General features: G+C 31.3%; 17 protein-coding genes. 4 read left to right on the top strand and 13 right to left on the bottom strand.

Annotated features, from left to right (window positions below; all coding sequences use genetic code 11):
• Nucleotides 1-146: 146 nt before the first annotated feature.
• The 6 genes from Q0820_RS13600 to Q0820_RS13575 form a co-directional block, all read right to left on the bottom strand.
• Nucleotides 147-371 carry a DUF2795 domain-containing protein gene (locus tag Q0820_RS13600; protein ID WP_013994285.1) on the bottom strand — a complete coding sequence of 75 codons (225 nt, stop codon included), beginning with the start codon at nt 369-371 and terminating at the stop codon, nt 147-149.
• 135 nt (nt 372-506) lie between these two features.
• A complete protein-coding gene (locus Q0820_RS13595; RefSeq protein WP_298488260.1) occupies nt 507-1,082 on the bottom strand; it encodes a cob(I)yrinic acid a,c-diamide adenosyltransferase in 576 nt (191 codons plus the stop codon).
• 36 nt (nt 1,083-1,118) lie between these two features.
• Nucleotides 1,119-1,259, bottom strand: coding sequence for a hypothetical protein (locus Q0820_RS13590; RefSeq protein WP_298488258.1), 141 nt, complete (start codon nt 1,257-1,259; stop codon nt 1,119-1,121).
• Between the two features lie 159 nt (nt 1,260-1,418).
• Nucleotides 1,419-1,913 carry a hypothetical protein gene (locus Q0820_RS13585; protein ID WP_298488256.1) on the bottom strand — a complete coding sequence of 165 codons (495 nt, stop codon included), beginning with the start codon at nt 1,911-1,913 and terminating at the stop codon, nt 1,419-1,421.
• A gap of 7 nt (nt 1,914-1,920) precedes the next feature.
• On the bottom strand, nt 1,921-3,798 hold the full coding sequence (locus Q0820_RS13580; protein ID WP_298488254.1) for an ABC-F family ATP-binding cassette domain-containing protein: 1,878 nt from the start codon (nt 3,796-3,798) through the stop codon (nt 1,921-1,923).
• Nucleotides 3,799-3,807: 9 nt separating this feature from the next.
• A complete protein-coding gene (locus Q0820_RS13575; protein WP_298488252.1) occupies nt 3,808-4,995 on the bottom strand; it encodes a DUF4105 domain-containing protein in 1,188 nt (395 codons plus the stop codon).
• A gap of 101 nt (nt 4,996-5,096) precedes the next feature.
• Between Q0820_RS13575 and Q0820_RS13570 the strand changes: the two genes are divergently transcribed.
• The 3 genes from Q0820_RS13570 to rlmF are packed head-to-tail and all read left to right on the top strand — an operon-like array spanning nt 5,097 to nt 7,766.
• Complete coding sequence (locus Q0820_RS13570) at nt 5,097-5,852, top strand: CDP-alcohol phosphatidyltransferase family protein (RefSeq protein ID WP_298488250.1); 756 nt, start codon at nt 5,097-5,099, stop codon at nt 5,850-5,852.
• Between the two features lie 49 nt (nt 5,853-5,901).
• The gene (locus Q0820_RS13565; protein WP_298488248.1) at nt 5,902-6,789 is read left to right on the top strand and encodes an alpha/beta hydrolase; all 888 of its coding nucleotides are present in this window, start codon (nt 5,902-5,904) and stop codon (nt 6,787-6,789) included.
• Nucleotides 6,789-7,766: a 23S rRNA (adenine(1618)-N(6))-methyltransferase RlmF gene (gene rlmF, locus Q0820_RS13560; RefSeq protein WP_298488244.1), complete on the top strand. Its 978-nt coding sequence runs from the start codon at nt 6,789-6,791 to the stop codon at nt 7,764-7,766. Before Q0820_RS13565 ends, rlmF begins: the two co-directional genes overlap by 1 nt.
• A gap of 27 nt (nt 7,767-7,793) precedes the next feature.
• On the opposite strand, the gene Q0820_RS13555 is transcribed toward rlmF, so the two are convergent.
• The 4 genes from Q0820_RS13555 to Q0820_RS13540 all read right to left on the bottom strand — a co-directional run bounded on the left by Q0820_RS13555 (nt 7,794) and on the right by Q0820_RS13540 (nt 11,140).
• On the bottom strand, nt 7,794-8,483 hold the full coding sequence (locus Q0820_RS13555; protein WP_298488242.1) for a GNAT family N-acetyltransferase: 690 nt from the start codon (nt 8,481-8,483) through the stop codon (nt 7,794-7,796).
• A gap of 35 nt (nt 8,484-8,518) precedes the next feature.
• Nucleotides 8,519-9,259 (bottom strand): LPS export ABC transporter ATP-binding protein, encoded by a 741-nt coding sequence (gene lptB / locus Q0820_RS13550; protein WP_121068106.1) that lies wholly within the window; start codon nt 9,257-9,259, stop codon nt 8,519-8,521.
• Between the two features lie 73 nt (nt 9,260-9,332).
• The gene (tatC, locus tag Q0820_RS13545) at nt 9,333-10,175 is read right to left on the bottom strand and encodes a twin-arginine translocase subunit TatC (RefSeq protein WP_298488238.1); all 843 of its coding nucleotides are present in this window, start codon (nt 10,173-10,175) and stop codon (nt 9,333-9,335) included.
• Entirely contained in the window at nt 10,175-11,140 is a 966-nt protein-coding gene (locus Q0820_RS13540; protein WP_298488237.1) for a KpsF/GutQ family sugar-phosphate isomerase, read from the bottom strand. The genes tatC and Q0820_RS13540 overlap by 1 nt, the downstream gene beginning before the upstream one ends.
• 205 nt (nt 11,141-11,345) lie before the next feature.
• On the opposite strand from Q0820_RS13540, the gene recQ reads away from it, so the two are divergent.
• A complete protein-coding gene (recQ, locus tag Q0820_RS13535; RefSeq protein WP_298488236.1) occupies nt 11,346-13,544 on the top strand; it encodes a DNA helicase RecQ in 2,199 nt (732 codons plus the stop codon).
• A 64-nt stretch (nt 13,545-13,608) separates the two neighbouring features.
• On the opposite strand, the gene Q0820_RS13530 is transcribed toward recQ, so the two are convergent.
• The 3 genes from Q0820_RS13530 to Q0820_RS13520 form a co-directional block, all read right to left on the bottom strand.
• Nucleotides 13,609-14,910, bottom strand: a complete 1,302-nt coding sequence (locus Q0820_RS13530) for a carboxypeptidase-like regulatory domain-containing protein (RefSeq protein WP_298488234.1) — start codon at nt 14,908-14,910, stop codon at nt 13,609-13,611.
• A gap of 117 nt (nt 14,911-15,027) precedes the next feature.
• Nucleotides 15,028-15,768 (bottom strand): 23S rRNA pseudouridine(2604) synthase RluF, encoded by a 741-nt coding sequence (gene rluF / locus Q0820_RS13525; RefSeq protein WP_298488233.1) that lies wholly within the window; start codon nt 15,766-15,768, stop codon nt 15,028-15,030.
• Between the two features lie 66 nt (nt 15,769-15,834).
• Nucleotides 15,835-16,077: a hypothetical protein gene (locus Q0820_RS13520; protein ID WP_298488231.1), complete on the bottom strand. Its 243-nt coding sequence runs from the start codon at nt 16,075-16,077 to the stop codon at nt 15,835-15,837.
• Nucleotides 16,078-16,126 lie beyond the last annotated feature (49 nt).

The following is a 16,126-nucleotide window of genomic DNA, read 5'->3' as shown; positions in this document are numbered from 1 at the left end:
CTAGTATATTTTACCAACTGTTTTCTTACATAACAAAAGCTATTCCAGTTTAGGTATTTGTAAATATAGCATTACACGGCTGACAAAATTACATAAAAAAAAAGCCTCCAAGGAGACTTTTTTATAGCAATTGTTATAATATTTTATTAATATTCATCCTCATTCCAGAGGTAATCTTCCTCGGTGGGGTAATCTGGCCATATTTCTTCTATGGACTCGTAAATTTCTCCGCCCTCTTCTTCCATGGATTGTAAATTCTCTACAACCTCTAATGGTGCTCCTGTTCTAATAGAGTAATCTATTAATTCATCTTTGGTAGCAGGCCATGGTGCATCACTCAAATAAGATGCTAGTTCTAATGTCCAATACATATTAAAAGTATGTTTTAATTTTTTGCAAAAATAATTTTTAAATATAAATAGTCAAGTTTTTTTGCTAGTAATTCTGATATTTTATTAACAAAAATCTTTTTCTAATATTTTGATAACGAATAAATAACAAAATTATTAGCCTTTTTTCTCAGGTATCCATTTTATTTCTTCCGCTTTAAGGTCAAACGACAATTTTCGTGCCAATACAAATAGATAGTCGGACAATCTATTAATAAATGACAAAACATTACCATCTGTAGGTTCATTTTCATTTAAAAAAGAAATCATCCTTTCTGCTCTTCTGCAAACTGTTCGTGCTATATGACAGTATGACACGGTTGTGTGTCCGCCTGGTAAAATAAAATGAGTCATTTGTGGTAACTGTGTTTCCATAGTATCCATATTATCTTCCAAGAAAGTAATATCTGCGTCTGATATTTTGGGAATAGAAAGGCGTTCTTTTCCATTCTTTAAGACAGCTTTTTCCGGGTCTGTAGCTAAAATTGCTCCTACAGTAAAAAGTTTATCTTGTATGGTTAGTAGTGTTTGTTTAGAAATACTATCTATTTCTTGGTCACGGATAAGGCCAATCCATGAATTAAGTTCATCAATAGTACCGTAAGAATCTAATCTAATATGATGTTTAGGGACTCTTGTGCCTCCAAATAGAGCAGAGGTTCCTTTATCTCCAGTTTTAGTATAAATTTTCATAGGTAAAGCTTTAGGGTGGGTAAGGAGTAGAGAGGTTTATTTTTTATTTTTTCGGTTATAATCGCTCATAAATTTTCTAGATTTTCTATTCTTAGATTTTTGACGATTTCTTATAGAAACAATTAGATATAACATTGCAACTCCGCCTAATACGTAATACATAGTATTTCCTTCCATAATATTCTAATTTACTCGATAATCGAGATTTAAATGTTCCGACGCTTGCGTCGAAATCAATACTAATTTTCCTTCTAATGTCTCGTGGGCTTGCCCCGAGTTAACTTAATAATCTATATTTTAACACTCAGAGCGTTATTTTGCATTAAAATTAATCTTTTAGTATCTAATTTTAAAATGTTCTTTTTCTTGTTCTTTTCTAAAAAAGAGAATACCGCAATAAAAGAAATCTATACTTACCTTTACCTCTTTTTGTTTTTTAATCTTTTCCCAAAAGGAATTTTCTTCTCTATTGTGGTGTATATTATTAATAAGAACCCAAGTAGTGTTTTTTATTTCTTTTTCTATAATAGTATTGTTCCAATCTTTGCAGTTTTCTAAATATATGCCATCAAATTGGGAAGCATTGGTTTCTAAATTAGGGAAATTTGTTTTAATGTTATTTTGATAGAAGCTACTTTCAGAGTCTATCTTTAAATTTTTAATATTAAAATAGTGTATGCTTTTTAGAAGTATATCTACATTTTTTAATGTCGCAAATTTCTTTTTAGTATAAAGTCCTTTTGTAATATAAGAATATATAAAAGGGGAGTGCACACCATGTTGATTGGTAGCAGAGAATAAAAATTTTATATGCGAAATAAAAGAATACATAACAAACTTAGCTTTCTAACATAGCAGAAAGCTCAAACCAACGTTCTGTTTTTGTTTCAATATCAGAAGTTATTTCTTGTAGTTTTTTTGAGAGTTTAGTAATATCATCTCCAGATAATTCTGGATTTGTAAATTCATTTTGCGCTTTTGTTTTTTTATTTTCAAGCTTTTGTATTTCTCTTTCTAGTTGGTTGTATTCCTTTTGTTGGGCATAGGATAATTTTGTGCCAGTTTTGCTCTCGGCTTTCCAAGAGTTTTTAGAATTAGATGTAGTGTTTTCTTTTTGCTCTCTTTTTTCTAAAACCTGACTGTCTTCATAGGCTCTGTAGTCAGAATAATTTCCTGGAAAATTCTCTATTTCTGCATTGCCTCTAAAAACAAATAAATGGTCTACAATTTTATCCATAAAATACCTGTCGTGGGAAACCACCATGAGGCATCCTGGGAAATCTAATAAGAAGCTTTCTAATACATTTAGGGTAACAATGTCTAAATCGTTTGTAGGTTCATCTAGAATTAAAAAATTAGGATTTTGTATTAAAACGGTACATAAATACAGTCTTTTGCGTTCGCCACCACTTAATTTGTCTACAAAATCATATTGTTTTTTTCTGTCAAAAAGGAAGCGTTCTAAAAGTTGTTGTGCAGATATTTGTCTTCCTTTACTAAGAGGAATATAATCTCCAAAATCTCGAATAACATCTATTACTTTTTGACCTTCTTTTATTTCAATACCTTTTTGAGTGTAGTAACCAAATTTAATGGTATCTCCAATTACAACCTTTCCGCTATCTGGTTTTCCTTTTCCTGCAATTATATTTAAAAAAGTAGATTTTCCAGTACCGTTTTTTCCAATAATACCTACCCGTTCTCCTTTTGTAAAACTATAATCAAATTGGTCTAAAATAGGTTTTTCAGGAAAAGCTTTAGATATTTTATGAAGCTCTATAATTTTACTTCCCATACGGGTCATGTTAATCTCTAACTGAACCTCGTGTTCTTTTCTTCTATTATTAGCTTTTTCCTTAATGGCATGAAAATCGTCTATCCTAGATTTAGATTTTGTGGTTCTTGCTTTTGGCTGCCTACGCATCCAATCTAATTCTTTTTTAAATAATAACTTAGATTTATGGTGTTCTACAGCTTCTTGTTCTTGCCTTGCTTCTTTCTTTTCTAAATAGTAAGAATAATTTCCTTTGTAAGGGTAAAGTTGCCCGCCATCTAGCTCTATAATTTCATTACAAACGCGTTCTAAGAAGTAACGATCGTGGGTAACCATAAAGAGTGTCATGTTTTCTTTAGCAAAATATTGCTCTAACCATTCTATCATTTCTAAATCTAGATGGTTAGTTGGTTCATCTAGAATTAATAAATCGGGTTTGTTAATTAGTGCATCTGCTAAAGCTAATCTCTTTTTTTGCCCCCCAGATAATAGTCCTACTTTTAAGTTTAAGTCTTCTAACTTAAGTTTAAATAAAATTTGCTTGTATTGGGTTTCAAAATCCCATGCATTAAAACGGTCCATTGCTTCAAAAGCTTTTTGGTAAGCCTCTGCGTCTTCTGGATTATTTAAAGCTTTTTCATAAGCTCTTATTACTTTTAGGACCTCATTATCCGAAGCAAAAATAGTCTCTTCAATAGTAAGGTTAGGGTCCATTTTTGGTTCTTGCTCTAGAAAAGATACTCTGGTTCCTTTGCGATAATTTACTTGCCCACTATCTGGATTTTCTGCACCCGATAAAATATTTAAAATAGATGTTTTTCCACTACCATTTTTAGCAATTAAAGCAATTTTCTGGTCTTTGTTAATGCCAAAAGAAAGGTTGTCAAAAAGAACAAGTTCGCCAAAGGATTTAGCAATATTTTCTACAGTAAGTAAATTCATGTTTTAAAACTAGGATTTAATATGGGAGTGCCTTAAATAAAAAAGTATGTAAAGGTACCTTATTATTAATGAAAGGAGTATAAAAATTAACAAAGGAGAGAATACTTGTATTTCTGCAACCCATAAAAACATAGTAACTAAAATTAGGGATAAAAGAATAATGAGGTATAGTTTTATAGTTTCCGGTAGTTTGTTTTTTCTTACTAAAAAAGCAAAATATAGGTTTATAGGAAATGCCCATAAGAAATTAAAATTCCATGCAGTTGCAGTGTGGTCTGTTCCTAACCATAGAAAGAGTATTAATAAGCCAGCAAGACCAGTTGCTAAGAAAAGAACAACATCTAGCCATTTTGTTCTTTTTTTTGAGGTATAATCTTTAATTGTTATTATACTTGTTGCTATTAGGGTTAACCCTAACCAAAAAAGAGGACTAAGAATAAATAAGTTGTTTTTTTCTTCTGGTTTAGATTTTAAAATCATAGCAGTTTTAGAAACTAATGGAGTACCATCTTTTTTAGTAGTATGTTCTAATTGATGGTACACATAAATTGGTGAAAATTGATGTTCCCAAAGTGTAGCTTCTTTATCAATTACAGAACCAAGAGCTAAATCTATTCCAAAAGTAGACCATTCATTTGCTACTAAAAACTCATGTATTAAATCTCTAAATGTTTTTTTCTTTTTTAAATGAGGGTAATTATAAAGTAAGTTGTTATGGGTTACTTTATTTAAAACTTCAGGGATTTTAGTAGCGCAATTATCAAACAAGAAATCGTATTTATAATACTTGTTTTCTGGAAGTAAATTGTTTTCTAAAAAGGCTATTAAATCGTTTTTCTCTTTTAAATTTAAAGCTAAATGCTGCTCTTTTACCCATTTGTTTTCAACTTTATAGGTGTACATGAAATTTTCAAAAGAGTGCCTGCCAATTTTATAGGGTAGTTTTCCGGTAGTAAATTTAAAGTAGAAATACGGATCACTAAAATCAAACATCCCATAATTATAGGTAACGTCTATTCCTAATGTTGGGTCTTGTATTCTAAAAGCACTATGTCCAAATTTAGAACTGAGTTCTTCTTGAGGTCCTATGGTTAATAGGCTAACTTTGGATAATGGGGATAATTCTATTTTGTTTTGCGCACTGTTAAAAGTGCTGTAAAGAACAATTAAACAAAACAATAATTTTTTAATAAACATGATTAGGAAATAGTTAATGTATTGCAAATATCTGAATAATTTAGGAACAAATCCCATTCCTGAAAAAATGTCTTACTTTTACGTAAAGTATACAAAAAAAGATGAAAAAACATATTCCTAATTTAATAACCTTAGGTAATTTATTTTGCGGTTGTGTAGCGGTAATTTTTGCGGTTTTAAATCAATTAGAGCTTGCTGCTTTATTTGTTTTTTTAGGTATATTTTTTGATTTTTTTGATGGTTTAGCGGCTCGTGTTCTAAACGTGCAAAGTTCTTTGGGGTTGCAGTTAGATTCTCTTGCAGATATGGTTACTAGTGGTGTAGTTCCTGGTATTGTAATGTTTCAATTATTAGCAATGTCTATGTCTGGCGGATGGAATGTAGATATGGCATCCCAAGCATCGGACACTACTTTTTGGGTAGGATTAAAAGTCTCGCCTTTACCTTTTTTAGGATTCTTAATTACTTTAGCATCTGCTTATAGGTTGGCAAAATTTAATATAGATGAAAATCAAGTTACTTCCTTTACTGGGCTTCCAACGCCAGCAAATGCTTTATTAATATTGTCGTTACCATTAATATTATTACATCATAATAATGATTTTTTAAATAGTATAATTTTAAATCAATGGTTTTTAATTAGTGTTACTATACTTAGTACATATCTTTTAAATGCTAATATTTCTCTCTTTGCTCTTAAATTTAAAAATTGGAGTTTTAAGGATAACGCTCTACGCTATATTTTCATAATTATAAGCTTAGTTTTAATACTAACATTACAGTTTTTAGCAATACCATTTGTTATTATTTTTTATGTCGTAAGTTCTTTTATTACAAACTTAAGTTCCAATAAGTAAATTTAATTAGTAAGTAGTTATGAGAGTATTAATAAATGTGGTGTTATTTATGAAGAAAGTAATTAAATATAAGCTCCAATTTGCAATTACCTTGCTTTTTTGTTTTGTGTCTACTTTTGTTTTTTCTCAGAAAGATTCTGTAGCAATAGAAACTTCTATAGCTGTTGTAAAAGATATTAGGTATGCAACTTATAAGAAAGATACCCTGTTATTAGATTTGTACAAGCCAAAAGTTTTTAAAGGAAAATTAAGAACTATTGTTGTAATTAGAGGTGGTGGTTTTAAAGTTGGCGACAAGGATGGCTTTGCAAAAATAGCTAAGGAAATAGCAAAAAGAGGATTTGCAGCAGCATGTATAGAATATAGAACCACAAAAGAAGCACTTTTTCCAGGAGCTGTTATAGATGCTAAGGCAGCTGTGCAATGGGTAAAAGAGAATGCTAAGGAATACAAATTAAATGCTAATGCGGTTGGTGTTTTAGGGGGTTCTGCTGGAGCGTATTTGGCAATGATGCTTGCAACAACAAATGAAATATCGCCATTAAATCCTGTTGGTAATCCTAATGATTTTAAAGTTAATGCTGCAGTAATATTAGCGGCAGATGCAGATTTTTCTTTAGTTCCAGAAAGTGCCCCTTTAACAGAGTGGTTAGGAGTTTCATACACAGAGAATAAAGATATTTGGAAGTTAGCTTCTCCATACTTTCATATTAGTAAAACATCTTCGCCAATGCTATTTATACATAGTAGTGCAGATAAAATTGTTCCATTTAAGCAATCTGTAAATAGTGTAGCTAAGTTATCTACGTATGATGTGTATTGTGAGTTGGTTTCTTTACCAAGAGCACCACATGGATTTTGGCACAATAAAGAATTAATGAAGCTTACTTTAGATAAATCAGTATTATTTTTTGAGGAACAAATGAAGATGAATTAATGGGAGGAGTAAAAAGAAAACACCCAAAAGAAAAAGTTACACTGCATATTAGAAGTAAGCATAGAAATCGTTATGATTTTGATGCTTTAATTACAACTTTTCCAGATTTAAAGCCCTTTGTGCAACCAAATGCGTACAACGACTTATCTATTAATTTTTTTGACCCACAAGCGGTAAAAATGTTAAATACCGCTTTGTTAATGCATTATTATAAGATTAGTTTTTGGGAAATTCCAACTAACTTTCTATGTCCGCCTATTCCTGGAAGGGCAGATTATATGCATAATGTAGCAGATGTTTTATATAGAGATGTTCCAGAAACGTTAGAAGGGGGTATTAAGAAAAATAGCAATATTAAATGTTTAGATATTGGAGTAGGGGCTAATTGTATTTATCCTATTATTGGGGAAGCTGAGTATGGGTGGACTTTTGTTGGTTCTGATATTGATGCAAAAGCAATAGAAGCTGCAGAGAATATTATTGATAAAAATCCACATTTATGTAAAAAAATAGAATTGCGGCAGCAATCTAGTTCTAGAGATTTTTTTAAAGGAATTATTAAAGAGGGGGAGTTGTTTGATTTAACGGTTTGTAATCCACCTTTTCATGGTTCTTTAGAAGAAGCCCAAAGAGGAACAAGAAGAAAATTAAAAAATTTACGAGGAGATAAAAAACCGAAACCTACGCTAAATTTTGGAGGACAAGCAAACGAGTTATGGTGCAATGGTGGTGAAATGAAATTTGTAAAAGATATGATTTACCAAAGTAGGCAATTTGCAAATTCATGTTTGTGGTTTTCTACCTTAGTGTCTAAAGAATCTAATTTGCCAATAGTACATAAATTACTAGAAAGGGTAGAAGCAAAAGAAGTTGGTACTTTGCCTATGGGGCAAGGAAATAAAATAAGTAGAGTAGTAATTTGGACTTTCTTATCTAAAGAAAAACAGAAAGATTGGCGTTTAAAAAGATGGGAATAAATTTAAAAGTTGACTTAGGTGCAAAAGTTATTTTTTATGAAAATACCACCAGTTCATTTCTCTAGTTAATGTATACCCTAGTTTTTTATAAAGTTTAATAGCTGCATTACCTTTTGTAGTATGTAAAATTGCTTTTTTTCCGGTTTTTAAAATTTCTTTTGTAGTATGTGCTACTAGTTGTTTAGCAAGGCCGCGTCTTGTGTAATTAGGATGCGTAACAACACCGCTAACCTCAATAAAGCTATTCGTTTGTATGCGTTGCCCAGTTACAGCAACTAATATATTGTCTTTAAAAATACCAAAATAAGAGCCCATGTCAAAGCTTCTTTTTTTGTAATACCCAGGCATAACTAGCCATATTAAATCGTAAATTTCATCTACATGTTCTTCTGTGAGAGGTACAATTTCTTCCGTAATTTTACAATCTTCTAAAGTGCCCTTTAAAACCATTTGTACGCCTTCAATTTTACGATCTAAAACCACAAATTTTTCATCAAATATTGGGTCTATGTTTTCTGAAACTAGAAAAAAATCATTGGTAAGTTTGGCATATTCGTTTAATGCTTTACTGGTTTTTTTTGGGGTATCAAAAGCTCCAAAAGGACAAATTTTTGGGTCATAAAATTTAACTCCATTTAAAGATATAGCAAATTTTTCATGTGCTTCATTTAGCGCATGCCAAACAGGATTTTTTAATGTTTCTTCAAAATTATCCATGAAATTTATTCTTTTTAACCAGTAAAATCAGCCCTTTAAAAATCAAGCTTCTTTTTACGTAATTCAAAGTTTTGTCCAAGGTATACTTTACGTACCATTTCATCTGCAGCTAAATCTTCAGGAATTCCAGATTTTAAAATTCCACCTTCAAACATAAGGTAAGAGCGTTCTGTAATAGCAAGTGTTTCCTGTACGTTGTGGTCTGTAATTAAAATGCCTATATTTTTATCTTTTAAATGCGCTACAATACGTTGTATGTCTTCTACAGCAACAGGGTCTACACCAGCAAAAGGCTCATCTAGTAATATAAACTTTGGGTCTGTAGCTAATGCTCTTGCAATCTCGGTACGTCTGCGTTCTCCACCAGAAAGTAAATCGCCACGGTTTTTACGAATGTGTCCAAGGCTAAACTCTTCAATAAGAGACTCCATTTTCATGTGTTGCTCTTTTTTGCTTAGTTTGGTAAGTTGTAAAACGCTAAGAATATTTTTTTCAATACTTAGTTTCCTGAAAACAGATGCTTCTTGCGCTAAATAACCAATGCCATTTTGAGCTCTTTTGTACATAGGGAAATTGGTAATTTCCATATCGTCTAAGTAGATTTTACCGCTATTTGGCTTAACTAGGCCAACAATCATATAAAAGGAAGTGGTTTTTCCTGCGCCATTTGGGCCAAGAAGACCAACAATTTCTCCTTGGTTTACTTCTAAAGAAATACCTTTAACAACTTGGCGCCCACGATAGGCTTTCATAATATTATCTGCTCTTAGCTTCATATTTTCAAATCTAATTCTATTTGGTTAGCATCAAAAGAATTTATGTAATTTTTAACCAATTCCTTTTTAAGGTCTAACTTGTTTTTAGGTTTTTCTTTGCCTTTTTAGCTTCTTTTTTTAATACATAAGAAGAAATATAAATACTTACCTGATATAAAATTAAAACTGGTACTGCAACAATAATTTGGCTAGCAACATCCGGAGGTGTAATTACAGCAGAAAGTATAAGAACAACAACTAAAGCTATTTTTCTATATTTTTTCATTATCTCTGGAGTTACGATTCCTATTTTGGTTAAAAAGTATATGATAATTGGCAATTCAAAAAGAATACCACATGCTATAACAGAGGATCGTACTGTAGCAATAAATGAGCTTAAATCAAACTCATTTAATACTTCTTCACTTACTTGGTAAGTTCCTAAAAAGTTAATAGATAATGGCGCTACTATGTAATATCCAAATAAAACTCCTAGAAAAAATAAAAAAGAGGCTATTAAAATAAAGCCTTTAGAGTTTCTACGTTCTTTTTCATAGAGCCCAGGGCTAATGAATTTCCACATTTCATATAATATATACGGAAAACCAACTATAAAACCAGCCCAAATAGAGGTCCAAATATGTGCAGAAAATTGGCCAGACATTAATCTACTTTGTATGGTAAAAGGTAATTTATCAGCACAGAAGTCAGAATCAAAACCTAAGTAAGTTGCTATTTCACAAAATAATCTATAGGTTGGAAAATCCATTTTCTTAGGCCCAAAAATAACCGTATCAAAAACAAATCCTCTAAATAAGAAAGCAAGGCTTCCTATAATTACAACTGCTAAGGTACTTCGTATAAGGTGCCAGCGTAGCTCCTCTAAATGGTCTAAAAAAGACATTTCTGCAGGAGTTTGTTTATTTTTATTACTCATTATAATATGCCTTCGTTTATTAAATTATGTAAATGCACAACGCCCTGGTATGTATTGTCTTTAATAGCTAGTAATTGAGAAATACCACTATTTTGCATTACTTCTAAAGCCTTAATTGCAAGTACACCAGTTTCAATTGTTTTAGGAGAAGTAGTCATTATATCTTTTGCGGTAAGCCCTTTAATAGAGTCATGTTTATTAAGCATTCTTCTAATATCTCCATCTGTTACAATACCAACAATTTTATTGTCTTCTAATACTGCAGTTACCCCAAGCATTTTTTCAGATATTTCTACAATAACTTCTTTTATATCAGTATCTATATTTACCTGTGGTTTTTTGTTATTATTAGCTATGTCTTCAACACGTAAATATAATTTTTTTCCTAACGCACCACCTGGGTGGTATTTAGCAAAATCGGTACTGCTAAACCCTTTTAGTTCTAGCAAACAAATAGCAAGAGCATCTCCCATTACTAATTGTGTTGTAGTACTGGTGGTAGGTGCTAAATTGTTTGGACAGGCTTCTTTTTCTACATAAGTATTAAGAATAAAATTAGCCTGCTGTGCTAAAAAAGATTCTGTGTTTCCAGTAATTCCTATAAGTTTATTGTTACCTCTTTTTAGTAAAGGAACTAGAACTTTTATTTCTGGTGTATTCCCGCTTTTAGAAATACAAATAACAACATCATTATCTTGTACTGTTCCTAAATCTCCATGAATAGCATCAGCAGCATGCATAAAAATAGCAGGAGTTCCGGTAGAATTAAAAGTGGCTACAATTTTACTTGCTATAATAGCACTTTTTCCTATTCCTGTAACAATAACTCTGCCTTTGGCTTCCATAATTGCATTTACGGCGTTTGCAAAATTTGCATCTAACAAATTAGCAATATTGCCTATTGCTTTACTCTGGAGGTCTATTGTTTTTTTTGCTAAATCTAGTATAGCTTTTGTATTGTTCAATGTAATGTGCAATTAAAAGGATTGTATTCCTAAAAGAATGTATTATCTTTAAGAACTGCAAAATTAAGCAAACTTAATTTTATAGAATATTTTATAAAATAGAAATTAGCTTTGTTTTATTTAGTAGCTAGGTTTTAAAAGTATAATTTATTAAATTCATGTGATAATATTCACAGGATTAAGTGAAAAATGACAATAGATAATTATGAGTCGTAATGTTGATGATATACATGCTGCACTAAAAAAGCATTTTGGATTTAATCAGTTTAAAGGCTTACAAGAAGAAGTAATAAGAAAAATCCTGGATGGCAAAAATGCTTTTGTAATTATGCCAACGGGTGGTGGTAAATCTTTATGTTACCAGTTGCCGGCATTAATGAAAGAAGGTACAGCTATTGTTGTTTCTCCTTTAATTGCTTTGATGAAAAATCAAGTAGATGCTATAAGAGGCGTTTCTTCGGAGCATGGTATAGCACATGTATTAAATTCTTCTTTAAATAAAACAGAAATAAAACAAGTAAAAGAAGATGTAACTAATGGGGTTACAAAACTTTTATATGTTGCGCCAGAGTCTTTAACAAAGGAAGAATACGTAGAATTTCTTAATTCTGTAACCATTTCTTTTGTGGCGGTAGATGAGGCACATTGTATTTCGGAATGGGGACATGACTTTAGACCGGAATACAGAAATTTACGAAATATTGTTGGGAGATTAGGAGATAATATTCCTATTGTAGGTCTTACAGCTACGGCTACCCCAAAAGTACAAGAAGATATTATAAAAAATTTAGGTATTACAGATGCGCAATTATTTAAAGCGTCATTTAATAGACCAAATTTGTTTTATGAAGTACGAACCAAAACAGAAAATGTTGATGCGGATATTATTCGTTTTGTAAAACAAAATCAAGGAAAATCTGGGGTTATTTATTGTCTAAGTAGAAAACGAGTAGAGGCTTTAGCGCAAGTGTTACAAGTAAATGGCGTAAGTGCGGTGCCATACCATGCTGGTTTTGATGCAAAAACAAGGTCTAAATACCAAGACATGTTCCTTATGGAAGATGTAGATGTTGTTGTGGCAACAATTGCCTTTGGTATGGGTATAGATAAACCAGATGTTCGTTTTGTAATACATAATGATATTCCTAAAAGTATAGAGAGTTATTACCAAGAAACAGGACGTGCAGGAAGAGATGGTGGGGAAGGGCATTGCCTTGCTTTTTATTCGTATAAAGATGTAGAGAAGCTAGAAAAGTTTATGTCTGGTAAGCCTGTTGCGGAACAAGAGATAGGAAATGCACTCTTGCAAGAAGTTGTTGCTTATGCAGAAACTTCTATGTCTAGACGTAAATTTATGCTCCATTATTTTGGAGAATCTTTTGATGAGGTAAATGGGGAAGGGGCAGATATGGATGATAATGCTCGTAACCCTAAAGATAAAAAAGAAGCCAAAGAAAATGTTGTAAAACTTCTTAGTGTAGTTCAGGGCACCAGTGAAAAGTTTAAAGCCAAAGAGATAGTAAAAACAATAATTGGAGAGGTTAATGCCTTAATATCTTCGCATAAGACTAATGAAAAACCCTTCTTTGGTATAGGAAAAGATAAAGATACTAGTTATTGGATGGCGCTTATTCGCCAAGTATTAGTTGCGGGCTATCTTAAAAAAGAGATAGAACAGTATGGGGTGTTGCGAGTAACTCCAAAAGGGAAAGAGTATTTAGATGCCCCAGAGTCTTTTATGATGACTATGGATCATGTGTATAATGAGGAGAGCGATGCTGCTATTGTTAGTGCATCTAAAGCTGCAGGAGTTGCAGACGAGAAGTTGTTAAAACAATTAAAAGATTTACGTAAAGCACAAGCAGATAAGTTAAATGTGCCTCCTTTTGTTGTTTTTCAGGATCCTTCTTTGGCCGATATGGCTTTAAAATACCCTATTTCTATGGAAGAGATGTTAAACATTCATGGTGTAGGAGAAGGGAAAGCAAAAAAATACGGAAAACCATTTATAGAGCTAATATCTAGCTATGTTGAGGATAATGATATTATTCGTCCAGATGACTTGGTAGTAAAAAGTACGGGTGCAAATTCTGCTTTAAAGCTATATATAATACAAAATGTGGATCGTAAATTGTCTTTAGAGGATATTGCTTCTGCTAAAGGGATAGAGCTTCCAGATTTAATAAAAGAGATGGAGCAAATTGTTTTTAGTGGTACTAAATTAAATTTAGGCTATTGGATTGATGAAATTTTGGATGAAGACCAGCAAGAAGAAATACATGATTACTTTTTAGAAGCAGAAACAGATGATTTAGAAGAAGCCAGTAAGGAGTTTGATGGAGATTATGAAGATGAAGAACTTCGTTTGTATAGGTTAAAATTTATTAGCGAAGTAGCTAATTAGTAATCTACTTGTAGAAAATAAAAAGAGCCAAAGCATTTTGTTATGTTTTGGCTCTTTTTTTTAGTTACGGTCTAGATGTACCTTCATTTACATTAATACGTTTTAACTGACGTTTAATTTTTCTAATAGCCGATTCTATAGATTTTTCTGGTTCTATAATGTTGTATTCTCCCCAAAAATCTGGGTCAGAAAAGCCTACAGCAGCATCACTTAAAATAATAGAAGATTTAATACGTTCTTTTGGTTTTGGCAGTAATTCTTTAGTGCTCTTTTCCCAATCTGTAACTGCCATTTCGCAGGTCATACTATAAACAGAGTTAAATAATCTCTTATCCCAATCAATTTTAAATTCTAAAAAAACATTACTGTACCCATAATACCATTTGCCATTTTTTTCTCTGTAGTCTACTCTATAGTTTACTTCTGTAGGCCATACTTTAGCGTTTTTTGGTTTTCTGCGGACAAACATTCTAGATGCAGCTTCTTTGTTGGTAACATTTAATTTATAGGTAGCATTAGTAAGTATTTTATTTTCAATGTCTATAAAAAGTTTCCCTTTATATAGGGGGGAGTATACATGGGGTTTTTGTTTAAAATTAATAACATAGATTAATTTATCATTTACTCGGGTAGAACTATCAAAGCTAAAAAGGTAATTGTCTAAGGATTCTTCACTAAAAATATATTCAGGATACTTAATAATATCAATATAAAGCGCGTTAAAAGGTCCTCCTTGTAGTTTTAAAGCAACCGTGTCTAATTTATTATAATCGGTACTTTTTCTTGCTTTATATAGTTGTACAGCATCATTCTTGTGAGAGGTGTATGGCGTTTTGTATATATTAACTACGGCTTCAGACAAGGAAATATTTTTTCTTCTCTTTTTTATAGTCTCTCTATAAAAAGCAGTCATTAAAGTTGGGTCATCAAAATAATTTTCTCCTTTACTTTTTAATGTTTCTCTTACTAGTGCTTCTGCATTTTTTGGAATGCTTAAATTAACTTCTGAAAGTTCTGTTACAGAAACAGCTAAATATATTTTTGTTTTATTTTTTTTGAATTCATTTAAAGGAATAATTTTTGTTTTGTACCCCAAGAAAGAAACAATTACATTTTTACTTTCAGTAGAATTTGGAATTTTTAGAGAAAATTCTCCTTCGGTATTTGTTACGGTACTAATGTTTGATTTTTCTATGGCTAGAGTAGCAAAAATTAATGGTTTTTTTGAAGATTCATCTAATACTTCTCCTTTATATTCTGCATAATTAGTTTCTGGTTCTTGAAAAGCAAAAGCTATTGTGCTATTTAAACTTAAAAGAATAAAAGTAGTGAATAGTAATATGGATACTTTTTTGTTTGCTACCATAGTAATTTCGGATTTAAGAAAACTATTTGCTCTCTAAAGAAAAAGAGAGCAACTACAAGATACTAATTTTTAAATAAAAGTATGTTAAAAAAGATTATTTTTTTGTGAAGTAATGTGTTAGAAATCAGTGTCATGAGTTTTTGATGAGGTAGATACAAGTCTGTTAATTTCTGCAAGTTCTTTTGCGGTTATATAGCGCCACTTTCCAACAGGTACATCTAAAGAGATATTCATAATACGTTCCCTTTTTAACTTCTTAACATCGTAATTTAAATACTCGCACATACGTCTAATTTGACGATTTAATCCTTGAGTCAAAATAATTTTAAATTGGTATTTACTTATTTCTTCTACTTCGCATTTACGAGTTACAGTATCTAAAATTGGAATACCGTTTCGCATTTGGTGTAAAAAATTGGGCGTTATAGGTTTGTCTACAGTGACAATATATTCCTTTTCATGATGGTTTCTTGCACGTAATATTTTGTTAACTATATCGCCATCATTGGTTAAGAAAATAAGACCTTCACTTGGTTTGTCTAATCTGCCAATTGGGAAAATTCTTTTCGGGTAATTTATATAGTCAATTATATTATCTTTTTCTACTCTTGTATCGGTAGTACATACAATACCAATAGGTTTGTTAAAAGCAATATATACGGGTTTTTCTTTAGGTTGGGTAACACTTTCGCCATCTACCTTTACAATATCTCCCTCAATAATTTTAGTACCCATTTCTGGAACTTTATCATTGATAGTAACTCTGCCTTGTTCTATAAGTTTATCGGCAGCTCTTCTAGAGCAAAAGCCAACTTCACTTAGGTATTTATTAATTCTTGTTTTTTTAGGCTCTGTCATAAAATATTATCTGTAAAAAGTAGTAGTTTTTAATTTTATAGTAATGATAGACTAAGGTTCTAAGACTTATTTTTCAATATAAATTTCTCCTCTATGTGGTTTTAAAGCATCTCTTACTGGTATCATGTTAGATTCTTCTACCACCATATAAGCAATACTATGCATATCATTAAGCATGGAAAAGCCAGTTATGTTTATAGAAAGTCCTTCTATGGTAATATATTCTTTTAAATGTATTTCATGGTGTTCTGCGGTTTTAAATGCTGCAGGACCACGAAAATCCCAAATAAGTTTTATTTTTTTATCCATTTAAAATTTTTAAATCAAAAATATTAGGGGTCTAAATTAGTAATTCTAT

The sequence above is a fragment of the uncultured Maribacter sp. genome (assembly GCF_947495965.1).
GTDB lineage: Bacteria > Bacteroidota > Bacteroidia > Flavobacteriales > Flavobacteriaceae > Maribacter_B.
The sequence above is the reverse complement of the archived record's forward strand: the minus strand, read 5'-3'. Positions and strand labels throughout refer to the sequence as shown.